Source organism: Rhizobium sp. YTUHZ045 (assembly GCF_051124255.1).
Lineage (GTDB): Bacteria > Pseudomonadota > Alphaproteobacteria > Rhizobiales > Rhizobiaceae > Rhizobium.
Genome location: NZ_CP101432.1, coordinates 2,685,198 through 2,710,482, shown reverse-complemented (window position 1 = coordinate 2,710,482; position 25,285 = coordinate 2,685,198). Strand labels below are relative to the sequence as shown.

The 25,285-nt window shown below is 61.0% G+C and carries 22 protein-coding genes; 14 read left to right on the top strand and 8 right to left on the bottom strand.

Annotation, left to right across the window (positions count from 1 at the left end; all coding sequences use genetic code 11):
• Positions 1-471 precede the first annotated feature (471 nt).
• The 5 genes from NMA58_RS13655 (at position 472) to NMA58_RS13635 (ending at position 5,817) form a co-directional block, all read left to right on the top strand.
• A complete protein-coding gene (locus tag NMA58_RS13655) occupies positions 472-1,731 on the top strand; it encodes an ABC transporter substrate-binding protein (protein ID WP_097597922.1) in 1,260 nt (419 codons plus the stop codon).
• A 219-nt stretch (positions 1,732-1,950) separates the two neighbouring features.
• Positions 1,951-2,898, top strand: coding sequence for a carbohydrate ABC transporter permease (locus tag NMA58_RS13650; RefSeq protein WP_097597923.1), 948 nt, complete (start codon positions 1,951-1,953; stop codon positions 2,896-2,898).
• A 9-nt stretch (positions 2,899-2,907) separates the two neighbouring features.
• Positions 2,908-3,747 (top strand): carbohydrate ABC transporter permease, encoded by an 840-nt coding sequence (locus NMA58_RS13645; protein ID WP_434710598.1) that lies wholly within the window; start codon positions 2,908-2,910, stop codon positions 3,745-3,747.
• A complete protein-coding gene (locus NMA58_RS13640; protein ID WP_434710596.1) occupies positions 3,744-4,805 on the top strand; it encodes a Gfo/Idh/MocA family protein in 1,062 nt (353 codons plus the stop codon). The genes NMA58_RS13645 and NMA58_RS13640 overlap by 4 nt, the downstream gene beginning before the upstream one ends.
• Positions 4,806-4,815: 10 nt before the next feature.
• Positions 4,816-5,817 carry an ABC transporter ATP-binding protein gene (locus tag NMA58_RS13635; protein WP_434710595.1) on the top strand — a complete coding sequence of 334 codons (1,002 nt, stop codon included), beginning with the start codon at positions 4,816-4,818 and terminating at the stop codon, positions 5,815-5,817.
• A 353-nt stretch (positions 5,818-6,170) separates the two neighbouring features.
• Here NMA58_RS13635 and NMA58_RS13630 read toward each other — a convergent pair whose 3' ends face one another.
• From NMA58_RS13630 to NMA58_RS13610, 5 genes are all read right to left on the bottom strand, one after another.
• Positions 6,171-7,232, bottom strand: coding sequence for an ABC transporter ATP-binding protein (locus NMA58_RS13630; protein WP_434710593.1), 1,062 nt, complete (start codon positions 7,230-7,232; stop codon positions 6,171-6,173).
• A gap of 12 nt (positions 7,233-7,244) precedes the next feature.
• The gene (locus tag NMA58_RS13625; protein WP_085778821.1) at positions 7,245-8,033 is read right to left on the bottom strand and encodes an ABC transporter permease; all 789 of its coding nucleotides are present in this window, start codon (positions 8,031-8,033) and stop codon (positions 7,245-7,247) included.
• Positions 8,030-8,923, bottom strand: a complete 894-nt coding sequence (locus NMA58_RS13620) for an ABC transporter permease (protein WP_085778820.1) — start codon at positions 8,921-8,923, stop codon at positions 8,030-8,032. The genes NMA58_RS13625 and NMA58_RS13620 overlap by 4 nt, the downstream gene beginning before the upstream one ends.
• 71 nt (positions 8,924-8,994) lie before the next feature.
• Positions 8,995-10,098 (bottom strand): ABC transporter substrate-binding protein, encoded by a 1,104-nt coding sequence (locus NMA58_RS13615; protein ID WP_434710590.1) that lies wholly within the window; start codon positions 10,096-10,098, stop codon positions 8,995-8,997.
• A gap of 190 nt (positions 10,099-10,288) precedes the next feature.
• A complete protein-coding gene (locus NMA58_RS13610) occupies positions 10,289-11,161 on the bottom strand; it encodes a MurR/RpiR family transcriptional regulator (protein ID WP_434710588.1) in 873 nt (290 codons plus the stop codon).
• 177 nt (positions 11,162-11,338) lie between these two features.
• Between NMA58_RS13610 and NMA58_RS13605 the strand changes: the two genes are divergently transcribed.
• The 6 genes from NMA58_RS13605 (at position 11,339) to NMA58_RS13580 (ending at position 18,970) form a co-directional block, all read left to right on the top strand.
• A complete protein-coding gene (locus tag NMA58_RS13605) occupies positions 11,339-12,109 on the top strand; it encodes an N-formylglutamate amidohydrolase (protein WP_434710586.1) in 771 nt (256 codons plus the stop codon).
• Positions 12,110-12,227: 118 nt separating this feature from the next.
• Positions 12,228-13,784 carry an amino acid permease gene (locus tag NMA58_RS13600; RefSeq protein ID WP_434710584.1) on the top strand — a complete coding sequence of 519 codons (1,557 nt, stop codon included), beginning with the start codon at positions 12,228-12,230 and terminating at the stop codon, positions 13,782-13,784.
• A 147-nt stretch (positions 13,785-13,931) separates the two neighbouring features.
• Positions 13,932-15,299: a glutamine synthetase family protein gene (locus NMA58_RS13595; RefSeq protein WP_434710582.1), complete on the top strand. Its 1,368-nt coding sequence runs from the start codon at positions 13,932-13,934 to the stop codon at positions 15,297-15,299.
• A 207-nt stretch (positions 15,300-15,506) separates the two neighbouring features.
• Positions 15,507-16,892 carry an aldehyde dehydrogenase family protein gene (locus NMA58_RS13590; RefSeq protein WP_434710580.1) on the top strand — a complete coding sequence of 462 codons (1,386 nt, stop codon included), beginning with the start codon at positions 15,507-15,509 and terminating at the stop codon, positions 16,890-16,892.
• The gene (locus NMA58_RS13585) at positions 16,889-18,043 is read left to right on the top strand and encodes an iron-containing alcohol dehydrogenase (protein WP_434710578.1); all 1,155 of its coding nucleotides are present in this window, start codon (positions 16,889-16,891) and stop codon (positions 18,041-18,043) included. The genes NMA58_RS13590 and NMA58_RS13585 overlap by 4 nt, the downstream gene beginning before the upstream one ends.
• A 228-nt stretch (positions 18,044-18,271) precedes the next feature.
• Positions 18,272-18,970 (top strand): AAA family ATPase, encoded by a 699-nt coding sequence (locus tag NMA58_RS13580; RefSeq protein ID WP_434710576.1) that lies wholly within the window; start codon positions 18,272-18,274, stop codon positions 18,968-18,970.
• A 74-nt stretch (positions 18,971-19,044) separates the two neighbouring features.
• On the opposite strand, the gene NMA58_RS13575 is transcribed toward NMA58_RS13580, so the two are convergent.
• Positions 19,045-20,445, bottom strand: a complete 1,401-nt coding sequence (locus NMA58_RS13575; RefSeq protein WP_434710574.1) for a L,D-transpeptidase — start codon at positions 20,443-20,445, stop codon at positions 19,045-19,047.
• Positions 20,446-20,696: 251 nt separating this feature from the next.
• On the opposite strand from NMA58_RS13575, the gene NMA58_RS13570 reads away from it, so the two are divergent.
• The 3 genes from NMA58_RS13570 to NMA58_RS13560 all read left to right on the top strand — a co-directional run bounded on the left by NMA58_RS13570 (position 20,697) and on the right by NMA58_RS13560 (position 22,364).
• Positions 20,697-21,536 carry a DUF4432 family protein gene (locus NMA58_RS13570; protein WP_434710572.1) on the top strand — a complete coding sequence of 280 codons (840 nt, stop codon included), beginning with the start codon at positions 20,697-20,699 and terminating at the stop codon, positions 21,534-21,536.
• Between the two features lie 72 nt (positions 21,537-21,608).
• On the top strand, positions 21,609-21,947 hold the full coding sequence (locus tag NMA58_RS13565; protein ID WP_085778809.1) for a TIGR01244 family sulfur transferase: 339 nt from the start codon (positions 21,609-21,611) through the stop codon (positions 21,945-21,947).
• Between the two features lie 72 nt (positions 21,948-22,019).
• On the top strand, positions 22,020-22,364 hold the full coding sequence (locus tag NMA58_RS13560) for a RidA family protein (RefSeq protein WP_434710570.1): 345 nt from the start codon (positions 22,020-22,022) through the stop codon (positions 22,362-22,364).
• Between the two features lie 40 nt (positions 22,365-22,404).
• On the opposite strand, the gene NMA58_RS13555 is transcribed toward NMA58_RS13560, so the two are convergent.
• Both NMA58_RS13555 and NMA58_RS13550 read right to left on the bottom strand, forming a co-directional pair.
• Entirely contained in the window at positions 22,405-24,063 is a 1,659-nt protein-coding gene (locus NMA58_RS13555) for a thiamine pyrophosphate-binding protein (protein ID WP_434710568.1), read from the bottom strand.
• A 13-nt stretch (positions 24,064-24,076) separates the two neighbouring features.
• Positions 24,077-25,279 carry a CaiB/BaiF CoA transferase family protein gene (locus NMA58_RS13550; RefSeq protein WP_434710566.1) on the bottom strand — a complete coding sequence of 401 codons (1,203 nt, stop codon included), beginning with the start codon at positions 25,277-25,279 and terminating at the stop codon, positions 24,077-24,079.
• Positions 25,280-25,285: the final 6 nt, after the last annotated feature.

The following is a 25,285-nucleotide window of genomic DNA, read 5'->3' as shown; positions in this document are numbered from 1 at the left end:
AAAATACCATTTACCAAGTGGGGGCGGCGGCAAAAATTTATCTTTTTATCGCGTTGATTTTGTTCAGCAAAATTTTTCAATGAACTTTTGAAGGTCGAAAAGTTAAATTTCATCTGGACAATTGGTATTTTTTTGGCCTTAATTCGGAAAAAGGGAACAGCATTTCGAAGCCCACGAAACCCGGCAGCAAAGCCAAGCCGGACCCGCTTCGAAGATGATCGGAGAATGATCCGCCGGCTTGGTCGGCTGGCGGATAATTTAGGATCCATAGCTTTCCCCTCAGTCATCGCGCGGTGCAGATTATCTGCAGGGTGCGCAGCCGGACCGCAGGCGATCGCCTTCGGCCTATCGAGCTTTCGGGGCCGGCAGTTGCTGGCGGCCCTCCAAGGGGCATTGGGCGTTTCCTCAGGCGCGCCAATTGCTTGTTTCAGATCGAAAACGGCGCCTCGGCGCTAAAAACAGGAGAGGGAAATGAAAAACACTGCTCTGAAAAGCCTGCTGCTTGCCTCAAGCCTGCTGACCTCGGCAGGTCTCGTCCATGCCGCCGATGTCACGCTGACCGTCGAAAGCTGGCGTAACGACGACCTGCAGATCTGGCAGGAGAAGATCATTCCGGCGTTCGAAGCGAAAAACCCGGGCATCAAGATCGTCTTCTCGCCGACAGCGCCGACCGAATACAACGCTTCGCTGAACGCCAAGCTCGATGCCGGCTCCGCAGGCGATATTATTACCTGCCGTCCGTTCGACGCCTCGCTCGAACTCTTCAACAAGAAGCAGCTCGTCGACATCACCAGCCTGTCGGGTATGGAGAACTTCTCGCCGGTCGCCAAGGCTGCTTGGACGACCGACGACGGCAAGTCCACCTTCTGCGTGCCGATGGCTTCGGTCATCCACGGCTTCATCTACAACAAGGATGCCTTCGACAAGCTCGGCATCTCCGTGCCGAAGACGCAGGACGAATTCTACGCAGCCCTCGACAAGATCAAGGCCGATGGCACCTATATTCCGCTCGCCATGGGCACGAAGGATCTCTGGGAAGCCGCTACCATGGGCTACCAGAACATCGGCCCGAACTACTGGAAGGGTGAAGAGGGCCGCCTAGCCCTGATCGCAGGCAAGCAGAAACTGACCGATCCCGCATGGGTCAAGCCCTTTGAAGAGCTTGCCAAGTGGAAGCCTTATCTCGGCGATGGTTTCGAGGCCCAGACCTATTCGGACAGCCAGAACCTCTTCACGCTGGGCCGCGCCGCCATCTACCCGGCCGGTTCGTGGGAGATCGCGCTCTTCAACACGCAGGCGCAGTTCAAGATGGGCGCTTTCCCGCCGCCGGTTCCGAAGGCAGGCGACCAGGGCTATATTTCCGATCATCCTGATATCGGCGTCGCCCTGAACGCGAAGAGCACGCATCCTGAGGAAGCCAAGAAGTTCCTCAGCTGGGTCGCTTCGCCCGAATTCGCCGATATCTATGCGAACGCGCTGCCGGGCTTCTTCAGCCTGAACTCCAGCCCGGTGAAGATGTCCGATCCGCTCGCTCAGGAGTTCGTTTCCTGGCGCGGCCCCTACAAGTCGACCGTCCGCTCGACCTACCAGATCCTGTCGCGCGGCACGCCGAACCTCGAGAACGAGACCTGGGTCGAATCGGCCAATGTGATCAACGGCACGGATACGCCGCAGGTCGCCGCCGAGAAGCTGCAGAAGGGCCTCGATAGCTGGTACAAGCCGGCCAAGTGAATGTGATCAGGGGTGGCGTTTGCGGCCCCTCATCCGGCCTGCCGGCCACCTTCTCCCCGCTTGCGGGGAGAAGGAGACTCGCAGCGACCTCCCAGCCCGTTATCGCATCCCCAGCAGGGCGTTTCCTCTCTTGCCAAGCGCAGAGAGTTCGGGTGAGGCGCAACATTTTCCATCTGCGCCAGCAAGATTGCGGCGAGGCGACAAGAACAGGCAAAAGCCATGAGCGAAACCGACAACGCGGCCGATATCGTCCCGATCAAGCGCCCGGTGCGCTGGCACATCTTCATTTTCATGCTGCCTGCGGTGATCGTCTACTCCGCTGTCATGGTGCTGCCGCTCATCGAAACGCTGAGGCTCTCGCTCTATAACACTGTCGACGGGCAGCCGGCCTTCGTCGGGCTTGCGAATTTCAAGGTGCTGTTCGGCGATCCCCGCTGGGCGCATGATTTTTGGAACGCCCTCGTCAACAACGTGATCTTCTTCGCCATCCACATGTGCGTGCAGAACCCGATCGGCATTGCGCTCGCAGCCCTTCTTTCGGTACCGAAGCTGCGAGGCGTCGCCTTCTACCGCACGGCGATATTCCTGCCGACGCTGCTCTCCTTCGTCATCGTCGGCTTCATCTGGAAGCTGATCCTGTCGCCGATCTGGGGTGTGGCGCCCTGGATGCTCGACCTCATCGGCTTGAAATTCCTGTTCGCGCCGTGGCTCGGCAAGCCGGGTTCGGCGCTGATCGCCGTGTCGCTGATCTCCAATTGGCAGTACATCGGCATTCCGATGATGCTGATCTATGCAGCGCTGCTTAGCATTCCCGAAGAGGTGATCGAGGCGGCCGAATGTGACGGCGTCACCGGCTGGGCCCAGTTCTGGAAGATCAAGCTGCCGCTCATCCTGCCGGCGATCGGCATCATCTCGATCCTGACCTTCGTCGGCAATTTCAACGCATTTGACCTGATCTACACGGTGCAGGGCGCGCTTGCCGGACCCGACATGTCGACCGACATTCTCGGCACACTGCTTTACCGCACCTTCTTCGGTTTCCAGCTGCAGCTCGGTGACCGCTCGATGGGTGCGACGATCGCGACCGTGATGTTCCTCATCATTCTCGCCGGCGTCTCGCTTTATCTCTTCGTCATCCAGCGGCGCATGCGTCGCTACCAGTTCTGAGGAGCGCGCATGTCCAAGGCACGCACATCTCCGATCCGCACCGGCCTCGTGCACTTGGCGCTCGGCGCCTATACGCTGGTCGCGCTGTTTCCGGTGTTCCTGACCATCGTCAACTCGTTCAAGGATCGCAACTCGATCTTCCGCGAACCGCTGATGATCCCGACGCCGTCGACCTTCAGTCTCGTCGGCTACCAGACGGTGCTGGGGCAAGGCGATTTCGCCACCTATTTCCAGAACAGCTTCGTTGTGACTGTTGTTTCGATCCTGCTGGTGCTGCTGTTCGGCGCCATGGCCGCCTTCGCTCTGTCTGAATACCGCTTCCGCGGCAATCTGCTGCTCGGGCTCTACATGGCGATTGGCATTATGATCCCGATCCGCCTCGGCACGGTGGCGATCCTGCAGGGCATGGTGGCGGCCGGTCTCGTCAATACGCTGACGGCGCTCGTCCTCGTCTATACCGCGCAGGGCATACCGCTGGCGATCTTCATCCTGTCGGAATTCATGCGCACGGTTTCGGACGATCTGAAGAATGCCGGGCGCATCGACGGGCTTTCCGAATATGCGATCTTCTGCCGCCTGGTGCTGCCGCTGGTGCGCCCGGCCATGGCGACAGTCGCCGTCTTCACCATGATTCCGATCTGGAACGACCTCTGGTTCCCGCTGATCCTGGCGCCTGCCGAAAGCACCAAGACGGTGACGCTCGGTTCGCAGATCTTCATCGGCCAGTTCGTCACCAACTGGAATGCGGTGCTGGCGGCCCTGTCGCTAGCCATCCTGCCGATCCTGATCCTTTACGTCATCTTCTCGCGGCAGCTGATCCGCGGCATCACGTCGGGAGCCGTCAAATGAGCCAGGAGAAACCGATCCGCGTCGTCGTTGCGGGCCTCGGCAATATGGGCCGCAGCCACGCGCTCGCCTATCACAACAATCCCGGCTTCGAAATCGTCGGTCTCGTCAATCGCTCGACACCGGAGTTGGAGCCCGCGCTGCAGGGCTATACTGTTCATCCCGACTTCGCGACGGCGCTTGCGGAGCTGAAGCCGGATCTCTGCTCGATCAACACCTATTCCGACAGCCATGCCGATTATGCCGTCGCCGCCTTCGAGGCCGGTTGTCATGTCTTCGTGGAAAAGCCGCTGGCGACCACCGTCGCCGATGCCGAGCGGGTCGTTGCGGCAGCGGAGAAGGCGGGGCGAAAGCTGGTGATCGGCTATATCCTCCGCCATCATCCGTCCTGGATGAAGCTGATAACAGAGGCGCGCAAGCTCGGCCCGCCTTACGTCTTCCGCATGAACCTCAACCAGCAGTCCAGCGGTCCGACCTGGGCGACGCACAAGTCCCTGATGCGCACGACCCCGCCGATCGTCGATTGCGGCGTGCATTATGTCGACGTCATGTGCCAGATCACCGATGCGAGAGCCGTCGAGGTGCGCGGCATGGGGCTGCGTCTCTCCGATGAAATCGCCGCCGACATGTATAATTACGGCCACCTACAGGTGCTTTTCGAGGACGGTTCGGTCGGCTGGTATGAGGCCGGCTGGGGACCGATGATCTCCGAGACAGCCTTTTTCGTGAAGGATGTAATGTCGCCGAAGGGCGCGGTGTCGATCGTCATGGATCCGGATGCCAAGTCCGACGATATAGACACGCACACCAAGACCTCGGTGATCCGTCTGCACACGGCTGAAACCGGCCCGGACGGCAAATTCATCAGGCCCGACCAGGATATGAGGATGACAGGCGAGCCTGGTCATCAGGCGCTCTGCGACCTGGAACAGGCCTTCATGCTGAGGGCGATCCGCGAGGATCTGAACCTCGATCGCCATATGGCGGATGCGGTGGCGTCGCTGCGCATCTGCCTTGCCGCCGACGAGAGCGTGCGTACCGGCCAGCCGGTCAGATTGTAAGGGAAAGATAGTGGGATCGCTTCAACTCAAATCCATCCGCAAGACCTATGGCACGCATGAGGTGCTGAAAGGCATTGATCTCGAAGTAAAGGACGGCGAATTCGTCATCTTCGTCGGGCCGTCGGGCTGCGGAAAATCAACGCTGTTGCGCAGCATCGCCGGCCTCGAGGACGTGACCTCGGGCGCCGTCGTCATCAACGGCCGCGACGAGACGCTGACGCCGCCGGCCAAGCGCGGCATCGCCATGGTGTTCCAGTCCTATGCGCTCTATCCGCACCTGACGGTCAAGGACAATATGGGACTCGGCCTCAAACAGGCGGGAACGGCCAAGGACGAGATCGACAAGCGGGTCGGCAAGGCGTCCGGCATGCTCTCGCTTGCGCCTTATCTAGGGCGGCGGCCAGCTGAGCTCTCCGGCGGCCAGCGGCAGCGCGTCGCCATCGGCCGCGCCATCGTGCGCGAACCGGAACTCTTCCTGTTCGATGAGCCGCTGTCCAACCTTGACGCGGCGCTGCGCGTTCAGACCCGGCTCGAAATCGCCCGGCTGCACCGCGGCCTGAAGGCGACGATGATCTACGTCACCCACGACCAGGTGGAGGCGATGACGCTTGCAGACAAGATCGTCGTGCTGAATGCCGGCTCGATCGAGCAGATCGGCTCGCCGATGGAGCTTTACAACCGCCCGGCCAACGTCTTCGTCGCCGGCTTCATCGGCTCGCCGCAGATGAATTTCGTCCCCGGCGAAAAGGTGGGCGATCATAGCGCTAAGACGATCGGTGTGCGTCCCGAACACATGACGCTGTCGCGCGAGCAGGGGACGTGGCGTGCGAAGGTGGTGCATGTCGAGCATCTCGGCGCCGACACGATCATCTATCTGGAATCCGAGCAGTGCGGCCTGCTGACTGCGCGCCTTTTCGGCGAGCACCGGTATGAGCCCGATGAGATCGTCTATGCGACGCCGGATCAAGCGCGGGTGCATCGCTTTGACGCGGACGACCGGGCGATTCGGTGAGAGCGGCATTGTCAATTGTTTGGCGATAGCCGGCATTGTGGGTTCACTGACAGGTGGCATGCCTGACATGAGGGTCTGCGCGCGATTGTTCCACCAGCCAACCCCACACTCCGGCATGCTCGGCCTTGAGCCGAGCATCCAAACCGCATCCGTCAGCAGCTACGGGCATGGATCCCAGGCTCAAGGCTGCTCAAGGCCTGGGATGACGGAGAGTGGGGTTGGCGCTCAAGCCAAACCTGCCCCTGGCGTGGAGGCACACCGCGCCGGGTGTCGGTCACGACCTCTCCTCGATATTCCAAACAATGAAAAGGCGCCGTTTCGCGGCGCCTCTTGGGTGAGCTATATTGGTGAACTCAGTCGCGGATGATCAGCAAATCGGCAGCCATGAAGCGCAGCGTCACGGTTTCGCCGGCCTGCGGTGGAGTGACGCCGGGGCTGTTGAACATGTCGAAGGAAATGACGTTGCCGCCGACATTCATGCGGGTGCGAATGACCGAACCGAGGAAGTGAGCCGAGACGACCTGACCGGTCAGCGCCGTATCGCTTTTGGCGGTGTCGGAGAGCGAGCCTGCTTCCGGGCGCAGCGCCAGCGAGATGATTTCGCCGGCCTTGTGAGCTGCGACCGACTGCTTCAGCGTGATCTTCTGATCGCCGATCCGAATGACATTGGCGTCGGGGTCCACGACCTCGGCTTCGATCAGGTTCAGCGTGCCGACAAAGGAGGCGACGAAACGTGTGGCCGGCTTGTTGTAGATCTCGAAGGGCGAGCCGATCTGGTCGGCCTTGCCGGCATTCATGACGACGATGCGATCGGAAATCGACAGCGCCTCTTCCTGGTCGTGGGTGACGAAAACGGTGGTGATGCCGAGCTGCTGCTGGATCTGGCGGATTTCCTCGCGCAACGACACGCGGATCTTGGCGTCGAGCGCCGACAGCGGCTCGTCGAGCAAGAGCACTTGCGGTTTGACGGCGAGGGCACGGGCAAGCGCGACACGCTGCTGCTGGCCGCCCGACAGTTGATAGGGGTAGCGGTCGGCAAGATGATCGAGCTTGATCAGGCCGAGCATTTCCTTGACGCGGGCGTCGATTTCCGGCTTCGGCGCGCCGGCGACCTTGAGGCCGAAGGCGACGTTGTCGTGCACCGACATGTTGGGGAACAGGGCATAGGCCTGGAAAACCATGCCGATATTGCGCTGGTTCGGCTTCAGCGCGCTCTGATCCTTGCCGTTAATGGTCAGCGTGCCGCCGGTCGGGGTTTCGAAGCCGGCGATCATGCGCAGGACAGTGGTCTTGCCGCAGCCCGACGGTCCGAGAAAGGAGATGAATTCGCCCTTCTCGATGTTCATGTTGAAATTCTTGACGACCTGAACCGGGCCGAAGGATTTCTGGATGTTGTTCAGAGTGAGAAAAGACATGAGCCGGTTACCTTAAGCCTTTGCCGGGCGGGCTTTGCCGAAGCGGGAAACGAGATTGAGCAGGCCCATGCTGAGCCAGGTGATCGAGAAAGCGATGACGGCGAGCGCCGAAGGTTCATAGGCCTTGTTGGCGCCGACGAGCTGCAAATAGGGGCCGAAGGCCGGACGGTTGAGCAATGCGGCGAAGGTGAACTCGCCCATGACGATCGCCAGTGTGATGAAGGCGCCGGAGAGCACGCCGCTCATGACGTTCGGGAAGATGCAGCGGAACATGATGGTCGTCCAGCGGGCGCCGAGGCTTTCGGCCGCTTCCGTCAACGTACGGACATCGATGGCGCGCATGGCAGTATCGACGGCGCGGTACATGTAGGGCAGGGACAGCGTGATATAGGAGAAGACCAGCAGGGCGTTGGTCCCGGTCGTCGAACCCGTCAGCGGCAAGTAGGATGACGAATTGTACATTCTCAGATAGCCGAAGACGATGACGATCGCCGGAATGACGAGAGGCAGCAGCGTGATGAACTCGACGACGGGACGCATCTGCGGCAGGCGCAGGCGCACCCAGTAGGCCGTCGGCACCACGAGCAGCATGCCGAAGACGATGGTGAGCAACGCCATCAGCATGGAGTAGCCGAAGGTCTCGCGGAATTGTATGTCCGAGAAAACCGACTGATAGGCGTCGAGGCTGTATTCGCCGCGGCGCATGCGCAGCGAAAATTCGATGGTGCCGATCAGCGGGATGATGAAATAGGATGCGCCGAGAATGATGGCGATCCAGGCTCCAAGACGTTGTGTTTTCATTTCTGCCACCGCTCGGCGCGCATGCGCAGCATGAGGTAAAGGACGTTGGAGACGCCTGTGATGACGATCATGCCGAGTGCAATGGCGTAGCCAAGATTGGCATTGTGCAGAACGTCGCCGCGGATCTGCGCGTAGAGCAGGATCGGCACGATGTTGAGCGAGCTGCCGGTCAACGCGAAGGCGGTGGCAATGGCGCCGAAGGCGTTGGCGAAGAGAAGCAGCGTGGTGCCGAGCAGGCTCGGCCACAGGATCGGCAGGGCGACCATCATCCAATATTGGCGGTTGGTGGCGCCGAGAATCTCGGAGGCCTCGCGCCATTCCTTCTTCATGCCGTCGAGCGCCGGCGTCAGGATCAGCACCATCAGCGGGATCTGAAAATACATATAGGTGATGGTGAGGCCGAAGAAGGACAGAAGGTTGAAGCCGGTGCCGTAGAGATTGAAGCCGAACCATTCCCGCAGGAAGACCGTCACGAGGCCGGTGCGGCCGAGCGTCGCCAGGAATGCGAAGGCAAGCGGCACGCCGGCGAAATTCGAGGCTACGCCGGAAAAGGTCAAAAGCGTCGAGCGCACCGAGGCGGGCAGGCCACCGAGCACGACGGCCCAGGCGAGAAAAAATCCGATCAGCGCGCCGCCAAGGGCGGATGCCACCGAGACCTTGATACTGATCCAGTAGGCGCTCATGATCGATGGAGTAAAAAGATCACCGATATTCTTCAGCGTGAAATCGCCCTCGGGCGTCAGGAATGCGCCCGCCACGAGATAGAGCGTGGGGATGATCAGGAACAGCAGAGAAAAAATGATGAAGGGCGCAATGCCTAGCCAGTCGATCACGCGGTCTTTGTTGATCAAGGGGGCGCTGCTCACCATCGGCGTTGAAACGGTACTCATGAAAAAGCTCATCCTGGGCATCGGAGTGAGAAAACCTCCCCGCCCCTGGGGCGGGGAGGCCGGATCGGAGTTTACTTAACGTTGGCGCCGACGACGCTATCCCAGTTCTTGGTGATGGCTTCCTTGCCGGCAGCCTGCTCTTCGAGCGTCGGGAAGACAGCCTTTTCATAGGCTGCTGCCGGCGGCAGCTTGTCGAGCAGGTCCTTCGGGATCTTGTTGTTCTTGGCAAGATCGTTGAAGCGGATGGGGTGGCAATAGCCCTTCAGCCAGCCGAGCTGACCTTCGTCGGAGTAGAGATACTCCATCCAGAGCTTGGCGGCGTTGGGGTGCGGAGCGAAGGCCGAAATCGCCTGCACGTACACGCCGGCGACGACACCCGTCTTCGGAACGACGACTTCGAACGGAGGATTGCCCTTCAGGCTCTGGCCCCAGGAAAGCGCATTATAGTCCCATGCAACGATGATCGGCGTCGAGCCCTGCGCGAAGGGAGCAGCCTTGCCGACGACAGGCACGAAGTTGCCGTTCTTATTGAGCTCGGCAAAGAACTTCAGGCCTTCTTCGCCCGCCTTGGCGGCGTCACCGCCAGATGCGGAAAGACCAGCGGCATAGACGCCTTGGACAGCCTGGTTGGCCGTGCGCGGATCGCCTGCGAGTGCGACGCTGTTTGCGTAGTCGCCCTTCTTCAGGTCGGCCCAGTCAGCCGGCGATTCCTTGACGAGATCCTTGTTCACCAGGAACGAGAGAACGCCATAGTAGTCGCCGTACCAGTAGCCTTCCGGATCTTTGGCGGTGTCCGGGATCGAATCCCAGGTGGATACCTTGTAAGGCTGGATCAGTCCGTCCTTCTTGGCGGACGGGCCGAAGGAGAGGCCGACGTCGATGACATCGGGAGCCTGCGGGCCGGTGTTGCCCTTGTTGGCCTTGATGGCTTCGATTTCGTCACCCGAGCCGGCGTCCGGGTTCAGCTCGTTGACTTCGAGACCATACTTGGCTTTGAAGCCGGCAATGACGTCACCGTAGCCGCACCAGTCGTGCGGAAGAGCGATCGTCGTCAGCGTGCCTTCCTTCTTTGCGGCGGCAATCAGTTCAGCGCTCGGTTCTGCGGCGGCAATCGCGGTCGAGGCCACGATCATCGCAGTAGAAAGCGAGAGCAGTCGAGAAAGATTAGAGATCACTGTTGTTCTCCTTCGGGTTTTCAGTGTCTGGCGATGCTGTTAATCAGCTTACATGAAGCTTGTGTGACGGTTGGATGACGTTCATCTTGCCGGAATAGCAGGCGCTTGTGACAGATGTTTCATTTGCGACTGCATCGCTCTCTTCCGCCAAATCCGTCATTTGTTTTCCCTCTCTTTTATTCTTGTCCTCCTAACCGGGTTTGCGAAAAAGCTTCGTCTGTTCGAACAGACCCTCCAGGGTCTTCATGCGTTCCTTCGTCTCGTCCCAGGTCGAGTTCTGAACGGCTTCGATCAGCGCCTCGACGATGAAAAGAGTGACGACGGACGAATCCCAGGCTGAGGGCGCCTCGATCCGCACACGGAAGGTATGCCTGGCCAGCTTGGCGGCGGGCGAGCCCCACTGGTCGGTGAAGACGACGATTTCGGCGCCGCGCTTTCGGGCGGCGGTTGCCAGGCTCGCCATCTCCTGTTCGTAGCGGCGGATATCGAATATGATCAGGATGTCGCCGGCATTCATGTTAAGGACATATTGCGGCCAGCTGCTGGAATGCGACGACAGCAGGGTCGTTGCCGAGCGGATCACCTGCATGTGCGTGAAGAAATATTCTGCAAGCGCGCCGGTGATGCGGCCGCCAACGAAGTAAAGGCCGCGCTTGCGGTCGGAAAGTAGCGAGGCGACGCTGTCGAAGGTCGCGGTGTCGAGATCGGTCAGCGTCTGGCGCAGATTGCCCATGATGGCATCGGCAAAACGGTTGAGGATATGGGTGCCCGGAGCGTTCTGCGCCCAGCGGTCATGCTTGGTGATGGGGTTGGAGATCGTCGCCTCGACCTCCTGATGCAGGTGCGCCTGAAAATCGGGATAGCCCTTGAAGCCCAGCTTCTGCACCATGCGCACGACGGTCGGCGTGGAAACACCTGCGTTCTCTGCAATCGTGGTGATGCTGCCGAGGCCGGACACTGGATAGTTGTCGAGGAGGCTTTCCGCCAATTGTTTCTCGGCACGCGTCAACACGCCGAGATGCGAATGTATGACGTCCGAAACCGTCTTCGACGCAGTGGTCACTTGATCTTGCTCCCCGGGAGTGGTCTGGCGCCACTCTCCCAACCAAAGTTAACAACGCTGTCACAATCCATGTCAACCACTGTCATGAAAAGAAATTTTCAGAGGATGCTTGACAGTCGCCAAAAGCTGAAGAATTCTTTTCTTTAAAGCTTTTATTAAGGGATAGGAGTGGCGCCTTTGGTGCTGGCCCAGCCGAACATCCTCAGCGAAGCGGACGGCGATTGCGTCGGGATCGAGCGCATCGACGGCCGGAGTCCGGTATTGCTCGTCTGCGAGCACGCCTCGAAAACGCTTCCTGCCCGCTTCGGCGATCTCGGCCTGCCCAGCGACGCGTTGTCGAGCCATATTGCCTGGGATCCGGGGGCGCTCGCCGTTGCCCGCGGTATATCGCAAGCACTCGACGCAACACTCGTCTACCAGCGTTTCTCCCGTCTCATCTACGACTGCAACCGGCCGCCCAGCTCGGCCGGCGCCATGCCGGAGAGCAGCGAAATCTACGCCATTCCCGGCAATAAGAACCTGACTGCCGCGGAACGTCTGGCGCGCACCGATGCGCTTTACGTACCCTTCCATGATGCCATTCGCGGGCTAATACGCGATCGGAGAGCGAGGGGGCAGGATACCGTCATTGTGACGATGCACAGCTTCACGCCGGTCTATCACGGCCGGCAACGCGCCGTCGAAATCGGCATATTGCACGACGAGGACAGCCGGCTCGCCGACCGTATGCTTGATGTTGCGGCCGATGCACCGCTTTACAGGACTGAACGCAACCAGCCTTATGGACCCGAGGATGGTGTGACCCACACGCTGATCCTGCACGGGCTTTCGAACGGCTTGCGCAATGTAATGATCGAGGTCCGCAACGACCTCATCGCAGACGATGGCGGCCAAGGGGTCATGGCCGACTATCTGACAGGACTTCTCCAGCAAAGCCTGGAAGCCTGACATAAAAAGAAGACCCGAGGGAGCAGTCTATCTGCGGACGTCCGCACGGCGCAAATGTCGCGGGCAATTGGCACTGAATGGCCGCAATCCCGCGGCCGATCGTGAACAGGGGGAAGTCATGTCGGACTATACCGAACTTGATAAGAAGCAGGATGTGCACATCCTGCATTCGATGGGCTATGCCCAGGAACTCGAACGACGGATGAGTTCGTTCTCGAATTTCGCCGTATCATTCTCCATCATCTGCATCCTTTCCGGCGGCATCAATTCGCTGGCCCAGGCGACCTCGGGCGCCGGCGGAGCGGCGATCGGCATCGGCTGGCCCGTGGGATGCTTCATCTCGCTCGTCTTCGCCGTCGCCATGGCGCAGATCAGCTCCGCCTATCCGACGGCCGGCGGCCTCTATCACTGGGGCTCGATCCTCGGCAACCGCTTCACCGGCTGGCTGACCGCCTGGTTCAACCTGCTCGGTCTCGTCACCGTGCTCGGCGCGATCAATGTCGGCACCTATTACTTCTTCATGGGCTCCTTCGGCACGACCTATCTCGGGCTGACTGACACAACGACGGTGCGCATCATCTTCCTGGTGATCATCACCGGTGCGCAGGCGCTGGTGAACCACATGGGCATCGGATTGACCGCGAAGCTGACCGACTTTTCGGGCTACCTGATCTTCGCGACTTCGATCGCGCTGGCGGTCGTATGCCTTCTCGCGGCGCCCTCCTATGAATTCGGCCGGCTCTTTACCTTCGCCAATTATTCCGGCGAAGTCGGTGGCAACGTCTGGCCGTCCACCTCGGGCGCCTGGGTCTTCCTTCTCGGTCTGCTGCTGCCGATCTACACCATCACCGGCTATGACGCCTCGGCGCATACATCTGAGGAGACGGTCAAGGCCGCCCATTCGGTCCCGCGCGGCATGGTGGCCTCGGTTCTATGGTCGGCGCTGTTCGGCTATATCATGCTGTGCGCCTTCGTGCTGATGCTGCCGAACATGGACGAGGCGGCAAAACAGGGCTGGAACGTGTTCTTCTGGGCGATGGACAGCCAGGTAAACCCGGTCGTCAAGGACCTCCTTTATCTTGCGATCTTCGTCAGCCAATGGCTGTGCGGCCTTGCGACCGTCACCTCGGTCTCCCGCATGATCTTCGCCTTCTCGCGTGACGGCGGTCTGCCGGCCTCCAAGGCGCTGTCGAAGGTCAGCCCGCAGTATCGTACCCCGGTAGCCGCGATCTGGACGGGCTCGATCCTGTCGGTGCTGTTCGTCTGGGGCTCGTCGCTCGTTACGATCGGGGATACCCCGGTTTACACGATCGTCGTCTCGTGCACGGTCATCTTCCTATTCTTCTCCTTCGCGATCCCGATCACGCTCGGCCTCTTCGCCTGGGGCACGTCGAAGTGGGACAAAATGGGCCCGTGGAACCTCGGAGAGGGCGTCTTCAAGCTGTTCGCGGTGCTGTCGATCATAGCGATGATGCTGATCTTCATTCTAGGCATCCAGCCACCGAACGAATGGGCGCTCTACATCACCGTCGGCTTCCTCGTGGTCACCGGCATCGTCTGGTTCGGCTTCGAGAGCCGTCGCTTCAAGGGGCCGCCGATCGGCGCCGACGTCGCGAAGCGCCAGGCCGAGATCGCGGCGGCCGAGGCGGCCGTCGGCGAAAGCGGCGAACGTTAAGCATCGAGGCTTCCCTCTCAAGTGGCGGGGCCGCATCCTGCGGCCCCGCCACCGGATTAACGAAAAGGCATCGGGCCGTGATACCAGGCCGAGCGCATGCGATTTCGTTGCCCCGATTTCTTCAATTCCAGTTCAGGCGGATCAATCATGAGCAGCAGCTACACAATCGACGATCTTAGGAAGGATGTTGCCGAAGGGCGCATCGATACGGTTCTCGCCTGCCAGGTGGATATGCAGGGCCGGCTGATGGGAAAGCGTTTCCAGGGGGAATATTTCGTCGAGAGCGCCTGGAAAGAAACGCACAGCTGCAACTACCTGCAGGCGACCGACATGGAGATGGAAACCGTCTCCGGCTACAAGGCGACGAGCTGGGAGAAGGGATACGGCGACTATACGATGAAGCCGGATCTTTCGACGCTGCGCCGCATTCCCTGGCTCGAGGGTACCGCCCTGGTGCTCTGCGACGTGCTCGACCATCACACCCATGAAGAGGTGGCCCATTCGCCACGCGCGATCCTGAAGAAGCAGGTAAAGCGCCTCGAAGATATGGGCATGAAGGCCTATATGGCCTCGGAGCTCGAATTCTTCCTGTTCGACCAGAGCTATGAGGCCGCGCATGCCTCGGGCTACCGCAACCTCAAGCTCGCCAGTGCCTATAACGAGGACTACCACATCTTCCAGACCACCAAGGAGGAAGAGGTGATGCGGGCGATCCGCACCGGCCTGCAGGGCGCCGGCATTCCGGTCGAGAACTCCAAGGGCGAGGCTTCCGCCGGCCAGGAGGAGATCAACGTGCGGTATGCCGATGCGCTCGCCATGGCCGACAGGCACGCGATCATCAAGAACGGCTGCAAGGAGATTGCCTGGTCGAAAGGCAAGGCCATCACCTTCCTGGCAAAGTGGAACTACAATGCGGCCGGCAGCTCTTCGCACATCCACCAGTCGCTCTGGAGCCTCGAGGAAAAGCCGCTGTTCTTCGACCATGCCGGGAAATACGGCATGTCGCCGCTGATGCACAATTACGTTGCCGGGCTTCTCGCCCATGCGAGCGAGATCACCTATTTCCTGGCTCCCTACATCAATTCCTACAAGCGCTTCATGGCCGGCACCTTCGCTCCGACCAAGGCGATCTGGAGCAAGGACAACCGAACTGCCGGTTACCGCCTCTGCGGCGAGGAGACAAAGGGTATCCGCATCGAATGCCGCGTCGGCGGCTCCGATCTCAATCCCTATCTCGCCTTCGCAGCGCTGCTCGCCGCCGGCATCGACGGGATCGAGAACAAGATGGAACTCGAGGCTCCCTTCGTCGGCGACGCCTATGGCGGCAAGGACATTCGGGAGATCCCGCGCACACTACGTTCGGCGGCGATTGCGATGACGGAATCGGCGATGCTGCGCAAAGCCTTCGGCGACGACGTCATCGACCATTATACTCGTGCTGCCGAATGGGAGCAGGAAGAATACGACCGCCGCATCACCGATTGGGAAGTGGCGCGGGGTTTTGAAAGAGCTTAATAGCGTTTTGTGGGTTTGCTTGCCCCTCACCCTAACCCTCTCCCCGTTAAAACGGGGAGAGGGGACGTGCCCTGCGCGGGATTTGCGGTTGACGAAAGCGTTGCTGCGCAGTCCCTTCTCCCCGCCAGCGGGGAGAAGGTGCCGGCAGGCGGATGAGGGGCGGTCGCCCACCCACATTTTGAATGATACGAGGACAGGAAATCGATCATGGCAATGATCCAATGCATTTCACCGGTCGACGGATCGGTTTACGCGGAGCGCGCAGCACTTTCGCTCGACGCCGCCAAGGACGTGGTGGCGCGCGCCCGCAAGGCGCAGAAGGCCTGGGCGAAACGGCCGCTTGAAGAACGCGTTCAGCTCATACTGAAGGGTGTGGCGCGCCTCAATGAAATGTCCGACATCGTCGTGCCGGAGCTTGCCTGGCAGATGGGCCGGCCGATCAAGTATGGCGGCGAATATAAGGGCTTTAACGAGCGCTCCAACTATGTCGCCTCGATCGCGGCTGATGCGCTGGCGCCGCTCGTCGTTGAGGAGAGCGACCGTTTCGAGCGCCGCATCGAGCGCGAGCCGCACGGCGTCGTCTTTGTCGTCGCACCTTGGAACTATCCCTATATGACGGCGATCAACACGATCGCTCCGGCGCTGATGGCCGGCAACACTGTGGTGCTGAAACACGCCTCGCAGACTCTGCTCGTCGGCGAGCGGCTGGTGCAAGCCTTTATCGAAGCCGGCGTTCCCGAGGACGTGTTCCAGAACGTCTTTCTCGATCATGAAACGACGTCGGCGCTGATCGCAGCCGGCAGCTTCAATTTCGTCAACTTTACCGGATCGGTCGAGGGCGGTCGCTCGATGGAGCGGGCCGCCGCCGGCACCTTTACCGGCCTTGGTCTCGAACTCGGCGGCAAGGATCCTGGTTACGTCATGGAAGACGCCGATCTCGATGCGGCCGTCGACACGCTGATGGATGGCGCCACCTATAATTCCGGCCAGTGCTGCTGCGGCATCGAGCGCATCTATGTGCATGAGTCTCTCTACGATGCCTTCGTCGAGAAATCGGTGGCCTGGGTTTCGAACTACAAGCTCGGCAATCCGCTCGATCGCGAGACGTCGCTCGGGCCGATGGCCAACAAGCGTTTCGCAAAGGTGGTGCGCGAGCAGATTGCCGACGCGGTTTCCAAGGGCGCCAAGGCGCTGGTCGATCCCAAGCTTTTCCCGCAGGATGACGGCGGCGCCTATCTCGCTCCGCAGGTCCTCGTCGATGTCGATCATTCCATGGCCTTCATGCGCGAGGAGACTTTCGGTCCGGCAGTCGGCATCATGAAGGTGAAGAGCGACGAGGAAGCGCTCGCTTTGATGAACGACAGCCAGTATGGGCTGACGGCCTCGCTCTGGACCAAGGATGCCGAGCGGGCAGCACGTCTCGGCCGCGAGATCGAAACCGGCACCGTCTTCATGAACCGCGCGGATTACCTTGATCCGGCGCTCTGCTGGACCGGCGTCAAGGAGACCGGCCGCGGCGGCTCGCTGTCGATCATCGGCTTCCAGAATCTGACGCGTCCGAAATCCTTCCACCTGAAGAAAGTCACAGCATGAGCAGCAGCAACATCACCGCAAACTGGAGCTATCCGACATCGGTCAAGCTCGGCCGGGGCCGCATCAAGGAACTGGCCGACGCCTGCAAGAGCCTCGGCATCAAAAAGCCGCTGCTCGTCACTGACCGCGGCCTGGCCTCGATGGCGATCACCAAAACCGCGCTTGATATCCTCGAAGATGCCGGCCTCGGCCGGGCGATCTTCGCCGACGTCGACCCGAATCCGAACGAGAAGAACCTCGATGCCGGCGTCAAGGCCTTCAAGGACGGCGGCCATGACGGCGTCGTCGCCTTCGGCGGCGGCTCAGGCCTCGATCTCGGCAAGTGCGTTGCGTTCATGGCCGGCCAGACGCGGCCGGTCTGGGATTTCGAGGATATCGGCGACTGGTGGACGCGTGCGAGTCTCGAAGGCATCGCCCCGATCGTCGCGGTGCCGACGACGGCGGGCACCGGTTCGGAAGTCGGGCGCGCCAGCGTCATCACCAATTCCGTCACGCATGTGAAGAAGATCATCTTCCATCCTAAGTTCCTGCCCGGCGTCGTCATCTCCGATCCGGAACTGACGGTCGGCATGCCGAAGATCATCACCGCCGGAACTGGGATGGATGCGTTCGCCCATTGCCTGGAGGCCTATTCCTCGCCGTTCTATCACCCGATGTCGGCCGGCATCGCGCTCGAAGGCATGCGGCTGGTCAAGGAGTTCCTGCCACGCGCCTATCGGGAAGGCACGGACCTCGAAGCCCGCGCCAACATGATGGCCGCCGCTGCCATGGGCGCCGTCGCCTTCCAGAAGGGGCTTGGCGCGATCCATGCGCTGTCGCATCCGATCGGGGCGGTCTACAACACCCATCACGGCATGACCAATGCCGTCGTGATGCCGGCGGTACTGCGCTTCAACCGCGCCGTGATCGAGGAAAAGATCGGCCGGGCGGCCGCCTATCTCGGGATTTCAGGCGGTTTCGACGGCTTCTATGACTATGTGCTGAAGCTCCGCTCCGATCTCGGCGTGCCAGATACGCTGACGGCGATGGGAATCGCGCCCGACCGTATCGACGAATTGTCGGCGATGGCGATCGAGGATCCGAGTGCCGGCGGCAATCCTGTCGCGATGACGCTCGAAAATACCAAGGCGCTTTTCAAGGATTGCTTCTGACAAGATCGCGGCGGACCTGCAGACCGGCCCGGAAAGCTCTTGCTTTCCGGGCCTTTTCGTCTCGGAAACATCCTGAATTTTAGGGATGTGAAAAATATCGGCTGCAATTTCGCCGCGCGCGTTCGCAATTTGTTAACCATGATTGTAAAGGATGGGTTAACCGCACGATGCTCCGACAGTGCGCACAAGAGCGATGCCGACTCGCGCCATTTCCTCCGAGGACCGAACATGCCAGTCATTACATTCGCAAACACCAAAGGCGGCGCCGGCAAGACGACCGCTGTTCTGCTGCTCGCGACCGAGCTTGCCCGTCAGGGCTATCGCGTGACCATTCTGGATGCCGATCCGCAGCATTGGATTTCACGCTGGCACGAGATATCAGGGCACGTACCCAATATTTCGGTGATCGATTTCGTGACGACCGCGTCGTTGCCGCAGCATATCAGCGAGAACAAACATAATACCGACTATTTCATCGTCGACCTGCCGGGCGCCCGCAATCCGCTGCTTGCCACCGCCGTCGGCCTTTCCGATCACGTGCTGATCCCGATCCAGGGCTGCGCCATGGATGCGCGCGGCGGCGCGCAGGTGCTGGAATTGCTGCAATATCTCGATGAAAAAGCAGGCATCAAGATCGGCCATTCGGTGGTGCTGACCCGGGTCAACTCGATGGTGACGACGCGGGCGCTGCAGCTCGTCAAGTCGCTGCTCAGCGAGCGGCACGTGCCGGTGCTGGACACGGCGATCATCGAACGTTCGGCCTTCCGCGACATCTTCGACTGTGGCGGCACGCTGCAGACCATGGACCCCACGCGCGTCAGCAATCTCGACAAGGCGCGTGAGAACGCCACCTGTTTTGCTGAGGAGATGATGCGCAAGCTGCCGGTCAGGCTGACGACCTCCGCCCGCATGGCGACGGCAGCCTGAATATCCGGGCATGAAACAGAAGGCCGTCGGAGCAATCCGGCGGCCTTATCGTTTGTGACCAGTTTGGCTTTGGCTCAGTCGACGAACTCGACCGTCACACCAGGCTTGACCATTTTTGCAAGCTCGGTTGCATCCCAGTTGGTCAGGCGAATGCAGCCGTGGCTCTGGGTGCGCCCGATCTTGGAGGGCTCCGGCGTGCCGTGGATGCCGTAGGTCGGCTTGGAAAGCGCCATCCAGACGGTGCCGACCGGGCCGTTCGGCCCTGGGGGGATGTTGAGGATCTTGTCGTTGGCGCCCTGCTGAAAGTTGATCTTCGGGTTGTAGGTATAACCGGGATTGAACGCGACGCGCTCGACCGTCACCGTGCCGGACGGGGAGGGGGTGTCGGTGGAGCCGATCGAAGCGGGGTAGGCGGCGATGAGATTGCCGGCGCCGTCATAGGCGAAAACCTGTTTGCGCCCCTTGTCGGCGATGATGCGGGCGACCTCGCCGGTCTTCATCTCGCCTGGATTGACGACCTTGATCACCGTGCCGGGAACGCTGAAATCGGCGCCGGGGTTCATCTCCTTAAGGAAGGCCTCGTCCATATGGAAACGCTCGGCCAGCATTTCAGTGGTCGAGGTATAGGCGAGCGACGGTAGCAGCGCCTTATGCGAATAATCTTCCGGGATCTCCGCGACGAAGGGGCCGGCGGCATCGGCCGGCGTGATCGTATAGCTGACGACGGGCAGGCCGCCGTTCATGCGCAGCTCTTCCAGAATGGCATCGGTGTCATTGGGATCGAGATTTGACCCCGTCATCTGATTATAGGCATAAATGCCCTTGGTGACGTTCGAACCCATGTGCCCGTCGATGACGCCAGGAGAGATGCCGGCGCGGTCGAGGAAGACCTGCAGCGCGACGATCTCGGGCTTCGATTTGTTCTTCAGCGTGATCACGGGCTCGTCGGGTGCTGCCTTCGGCGCATCGGCGGGCGGGATCTGCTGATCGGGATCGATCGAGGCGTAATCGTCGCCCGACTGCGGATTGCCGATGCTGTTATCGTCCGGGTAGGGCTCCTCGCCGAGCGGCAGGCGCTCGATCGCTGCGTCGCGCGGAATGCCGCCGGTGACGGCGCCACGCTCAGAATAACGCGTGTCGCCATAGGGGTTGTCGTCGGCATAGTAAGGATCGTTGCCGCCTTGGTCGGCATAGACCTCGCCTGGACGGGACCGGGGCGGATAGTAACCGCGGGCGCGCATTTCGGTGGCGACGACGTTGCCGTAGGCGTCGATCAGCACGCGGTTGCCGCTGCGGTCGCGGGCATAGGCAAAGCCGCGGGGGACATAATCGAGGATTTCGCCGTTCGGAGTGACCAGTACGACATCGCTCTGGCGGCGGTCACGAAACTGCTGCGCGCCAGCCTGCGGTGCAGCAGCCGCAACGGCTGCCAGCAGTGCCGCAAACGAAAATGCTGACTTCAAAAAGCGATTCACGTCTCACACCTCGAACAGTGACTGGGCCGACACACACCCGCGAATTTTGACGCTAGTGTGGAATTTATGAAAGCGTGCTGAACAAAATATGAAAATCCCTAAGATTTCCTTTTACGCATAAACGTTTGCATCCTTGTGTCCGTTCCGCAAAATCCACGGTTGCGGCAAAAGCGCAAGAGGAGAACGGCGCCGATTGACGAAGGCCAGTGCGAAACCTAACGCTACGGCGGCCGATAAATTGGAGACCCGAGATGATCGAATTTGCCGCTGCAAGCGGGCCGCGCCTGATGCTCGATGAAACATCGGTGCTGGATGTCGGCGGATGTATCGTCGAAGGCGTCGATATTGCGCCGAAACGGGCGATTCCTGACGATGGCGATCCGCGAATCGACCACTCGCTCGAAGGTTTTCTCTTCACCTGCGGGCCGGATCATATCCGCCATCGCCAGCCGATCGCCGGCAGTGCCGACGGCAAGGTCTATCCGCTGCACGGATCGGCCTCCGGCCACGCCGCCAAGATCCTGTGGACGAAATACGAGAATGGCAATGCCGAATGCCGCGCCGATATCGACATCATCACCGTCGAGGGATTGCCGCAGCGCATCGAGCGGCTGTGGCGGATCGACGGCGTGAACGGCGAGGTGCGGCTCGAAGACCGGGTTATCAATACCAGCGATCAGGTGGTGCCGACCTTCCTGATGTACCATATGAATGTCGGCGGCAAATGGCTGGACGACGGCACGCGGCTCGAAGGCTGGATGCTGGAGAATGGCGGCTTCCCCTGGACATTCGGCGAGGAGCCGGGCGGCATCTTCTGTGTGCCGGCGACGGCGACGGCGGAGGGCTTGGCGGAAGTCCGGCTCGGGCCGATCGCCGCAATCGGCGGCAGGACGCTCAGCGTGCGCTTCCGCGCCGATACGCTGCCTTATCTGCAGGTCTGGCGAAACCAGAAGGCGCCCGCTCATATTATCGGCATCGAGCCGGTGTCGCATCGCTGGGTATCGCGCGACGAGCTTCAGGCGGCCGGTGAATTCAACATGCTCGCCCCAGGCGAAAGCCGCAGCTATGCGCTGACCTTTGCGTTCCTGTGAGTGAAGTGTTGTTGACGCTTGCGGGCCTCCCGTCGTAGACCATCAGCCCACGATCTTTGAGGAGACAAGACGATGGATATTCGCCAGATCGACGATGAATATTCGGTTTCGGGGCAGATCACGCTTGAGGACCTCGACGAGATCAAGGCGCTCGGCTTCAAATCGATCGTCTGCCATCGCCCCGACCATGAAAGCCCCGACCAGACATCATTCTCCGTCATCGAGGCGCGTGCCAAAGAGCTCGGACTCGATATCGCCCACGTGCCGGTTGGACCGATGGGCGTGACCGAAGAGGCGGTGCAGGGCATGGTCGACGCGCTCGATGAATTCCCACGGCCAATGCTCGGCTACTGCCGCTCGGGCGCGCGCTCGACGGCGATCTACCAGAAAACCCACCATATCCGCAGTTGAGCATCGTGCGGGACGCTGATTTTCAGGCGCTGCTCCGCAGCGCCGCCACTTCCAATCACCCAGGAGACGATAATGAGCATTAAGCGTATCGACGTCGGCGCACGTATGAGCGGCGCCGTCATTCACGGCAACACGGTCTACCTCGCAGGCCAAGTGGGCGACGGCGAAAGCGTCACCGATCAATGCAAGTCGGCGCTCGCCGAAGTCGACCGTCTGCTGGCGGCCGCCGGCAGCAGCAAGTCGAAGATCCTGCAGACCCTCGTCTATCTTTCCGACATTGCTTATTTCGGCGAGATGAACGCAGCCTGGGAAGCCTGGATCGATCCGGCCAATCCGCCGGCACGCGCCACCAGCGAAGCCAAGCTCGCCGCGCCGAAATACAAGGTCGAGTTCATCGTCACGGCTGCGCTCGACTAAGGTCGCCGCAGTTCCGTCTCTCAAAGCCGGTGGGGCAACCTTACCGGCTTTTTGTTTGCGCGATTTCCGAAAGCGTTCTGGTCGGTGTGATCGCTTCCGGATCGAGCTTCACTTCGATGATCGCAGGTTTGCCGCTTGCGCGCGCGCGCCCGAAAGCCGGCGCGAATTCCTCTGTGCTTTCCACCGTCTCGCCGTGGCCGCCATAGGCGCGGGCAAGGGCTGCGAAGTCGGGGTTGGTCAGATCGGTGCTGCTGACGCGACCGGGATATTCACGCTCCTGGTGCATGCGGATCGTGCCGTACATGCCGTTGTTGATAACGATTGCGATGATCGGCAGATCGTAGCGGATGGCGGTTGCGAATTCCTGACCGTGCATCAGGAAGCAGCCGTCGCCGGCAAAACAGATGACCTCGCGCTCGGGAAAGAGCCGCTTGGCGGCCACCGCAGCCGGCAGGCCGTAACCCATCGAGCCGGAGGTGGGGGCGGCCTGCGTATTGAATCGGCGGAAACGATGGAAGCGGTGCAGCCAGGTGGCGTAGTTGCCTGCGCCATTGGTGAAGATCGTCTCCGGCCCGATATTGCCTTCCAGCCACTCCATGATCGGTCCCATATGGACGGCGCCCGGACCGGTCGCCGGCGGCTTCGACCAGGCGAGATAGACCTGATGCATATGCGCGGTCCGCTCCGCCCAGCGCGGCTCGGCTGGGGCTTCGAGATCGGCGAGTGCTTCGACAAAATCGGCGGGGCTGGCGCAGATGGCAAGATCGGGACGATAGACGCGGCCGAGCTCCGACGGGTCCGGATAAATATGAACGAGCGACTGGGCCGGGTAGGGGATGTCGAGCAGCGTATAGCCGGAGGACGGCATTTCAGACATGCGGCCGCCGAGCAGGATCAAGAGGTTGCTCTCCTTGATCTCCTTGGCGAGCCCCGGATTGATGCCGATGCCGACATCGCCGGCATAACAGGGGTGAAGATGATCGAACAGCATCTGTCGGCGGAATGAACAGCCTACCGGCAGCTGAAAACGTTCTGCGAAGGTTGCGAAATCGGCGACGGCATCGGCATCCCATCGCGTGCCGCCGAGGATTACCATCGGCCGTTCGGCCTTCAAGAGCCTTACATAAAGATCGTCGATTTGGCTGCGGCCGGGATGGGCCTCGACGCTGGCATAACGCCTGGCGCGGGGTGCCTCAACCTCGTCGCGCAGCATGTCTTCCGGCAGGATGAGCACCACGGGGCCGGGGCGGCCGGAGGTTGCGACCGCAAAGGCGCGGGTGACGAATTCGGGAATGCGGGCGGCGTCGTCGATCTCGCCCACCCATTTGGCGAATTCGGTGAAGGCGCGGCGGAATTCGACCTCCTGAAAGGCTTCGCGTTCACGCGCCTCTCGCTGCACCTGGCCGATGAAGAGGATCATCGGGATCGAATCCTGTTTGGCGATGTGCAGGCCGGCGGAGGCGTTGGTGGCGCCGGGGCCGCGGGTCACCATGCAGATGCCCGGCTCGCCGGTGAGCCGGCCCCAGCAATCGGCCATCATCGCCGCCCCGCCTTCCTGCCGGCAGACGAGGACGTCGATATCGCTGTCGCGCAATGCGTCGAGAACGGCGAGGAAACTCTCGCCGGGCACACAGGAGAGGCGTTTGACGCCATTTGCCTTCAGCGCCTCAACGATCAATTCCCCGCCGGTCTTTTTCATAATGATACCTTCTTCATGACGATGCCTTCCTCTCAAGCTCGGTGAGTTCCGCCAGAATTTCTTCCCTGTGTTCGCCGAGGCGCGGGCTCGGCCTCGTGTAGTGCAACGGTGTTTCCGACAGTACCACCGGCGTCCTGACCCCGGGGATGACGGTGCCGGCGGCATCGGCAAGGTCGATGCGCAGACCGCGGGCCTTGACCTGCGGGTCGGCGAACATTTCCTCGATCGTGTTGATTGCGCCTGATGGAACGGCGTTCTGCTCGCAGGCCTTCAGGAGATCCGCCTTCTGCCATTTCAGCGTCTCGGTGGAGATCAAGCGGCGCACCTCGCCGCGGTTAGCGACGCGGGCCTTGTTGGTGGAGAAACGCTCGTCATCCGCGATCGTCTCCAGGCCGAGGATGGTTGAGAGGCGGCGGAACTGACCGTCGTTGCCGACGGCAAGGATGAGATAACCGTCGGCCGTCGGCACCACCTCATAGGGCGAGATGTTCGGATGGGCGTTGCCGAGGCGGGGCGGTGCGGCGCCGGAGATCAGGTAATTCATGTTCTGATTGGCGAGCACGGCCGATTGCACATCGAGCAGCGCCATGTCGATCAACTGGCCTTCGCCTGACTTCAGCGCATGGATCAAGGCGGCCTCGATCGCCGAGACGGCATAGATGCCGGTGAAGATGTCGGCGATCGCCACGCCCGCCTTCATCGGCTGGCCGTCCGGCTCGCCGGTTATCGACATGAAGCCGGACATGCCCTGAACGATGTAATCGTAGCCGGCGAAGCCGGCATAGGGGCCGGTCTGGCCGAAGCCTGTGATCGAGCAATAAACGAGCCTCGGGTTCACCTCGCGAACGCTGTCGTAATCGAGCCCGTATTTGACGAGGCCGTCGACCTTGAAATTCTCGATTACCACGTCGGCAGTGGCTATGAGACGACGGACGAGATCCTGGCCTTCAGGGCTCTTGAGGTCGGCGGTGATGGAGCGTTTGCCGCGATTGGTGGCGTGGTAATAGGCGGCCGAGAGATTTTCGCCGTCCGCACCTTCGACGAAGGGCGGCCCCCATTGGCGAGTATCGTCGCCGCCATCGGGATTTTCAACTTTGATGACGTCGGCGCCGAGATCGGCGAGCATCTGGCCCGCCCAAGGGCCGGCCAGCACGCGGGCAAGCTCGATCACCCGGATGCCGGTAAGCGGCGGCTTTTTCGTCGCGGTCTCGGTCATGGTCCT

What these genes read in the sequence shown, in the direction of transcription:
- NMA58_RS13655 (WP_097597922.1), top strand. Translation starts at nt 472, where the DNA reads ATGAAAAACACTGCTCTGAAAAGCCTGCTGCTTGCCTCAAGCCTGCTG.
- NMA58_RS13650 (WP_097597923.1), top strand. Translation starts at nt 1,951, where the DNA reads ATGAGCGAAACCGACAACGCGGCCGATATCGTCCCGATCAAGCGCCCG.
- NMA58_RS13645 (WP_434710598.1), top strand. Translation starts at nt 2,908, where the DNA reads ATGTCCAAGGCACGCACATCTCCGATCCGCACCGGCCTCGTGCACTTG.
- NMA58_RS13640 (WP_434710596.1), top strand. Translation starts at nt 3,744, where the DNA reads ATGAGCCAGGAGAAACCGATCCGCGTCGTCGTTGCGGGCCTCGGCAAT.
- NMA58_RS13630 (WP_434710593.1), bottom strand. Translation starts at nt 7,232, where the DNA reads ATGTCTTTTCTCACTCTGAACAACATCCAGAAATCCTTCGGCCCGGTT.
- NMA58_RS13625 (WP_085778821.1), bottom strand. Translation starts at nt 8,033, where the DNA reads ATGAAAACACAACGTCTTGGAGCCTGGATCGCCATCATTCTCGGCGCA.
- NMA58_RS13620 (WP_085778820.1), bottom strand. Translation starts at nt 8,923, where the DNA reads ATGAGTACCGTTTCAACGCCGATGGTGAGCAGCGCCCCCTTGATCAAC.
- NMA58_RS13600 (WP_434710584.1), top strand. Translation starts at nt 12,228, where the DNA reads ATGTCGGACTATACCGAACTTGATAAGAAGCAGGATGTGCACATCCTG.
- NMA58_RS13595 (WP_434710582.1), top strand. Translation starts at nt 13,932, where the DNA reads ATGAGCAGCAGCTACACAATCGACGATCTTAGGAAGGATGTTGCCGAA.
- NMA58_RS13590 (WP_434710580.1), top strand. Translation starts at nt 15,507, where the DNA reads ATGGCAATGATCCAATGCATTTCACCGGTCGACGGATCGGTTTACGCG.
- NMA58_RS13585 (WP_434710578.1), top strand. Translation starts at nt 16,889, where the DNA reads ATGAGCAGCAGCAACATCACCGCAAACTGGAGCTATCCGACATCGGTC.
- NMA58_RS13580 (WP_434710576.1), top strand. Translation starts at nt 18,272, where the DNA reads ATGCCAGTCATTACATTCGCAAACACCAAAGGCGGCGCCGGCAAGACG.
- NMA58_RS13570 (WP_434710572.1), top strand. Translation starts at nt 20,697, where the DNA reads ATGATCGAATTTGCCGCTGCAAGCGGGCCGCGCCTGATGCTCGATGAA.
- NMA58_RS13565 (WP_085778809.1), top strand. Translation starts at nt 21,609, where the DNA reads ATGGATATTCGCCAGATCGACGATGAATATTCGGTTTCGGGGCAGATC.
- NMA58_RS13560 (WP_434710570.1), top strand. Translation starts at nt 22,020, where the DNA reads ATGAGCATTAAGCGTATCGACGTCGGCGCACGTATGAGCGGCGCCGTC.
- NMA58_RS13555 (WP_434710568.1), bottom strand. Translation starts at nt 24,063, where the DNA reads ATGAAAAAGACCGGCGGGGAATTGATCGTTGAGGCGCTGAAGGCAAAT.
- NMA58_RS13550 (WP_434710566.1), bottom strand. Translation starts at nt 25,279, where the DNA reads ATGACCGAGACCGCGACGAAAAAGCCGCCGCTTACCGGCATCCGGGTG.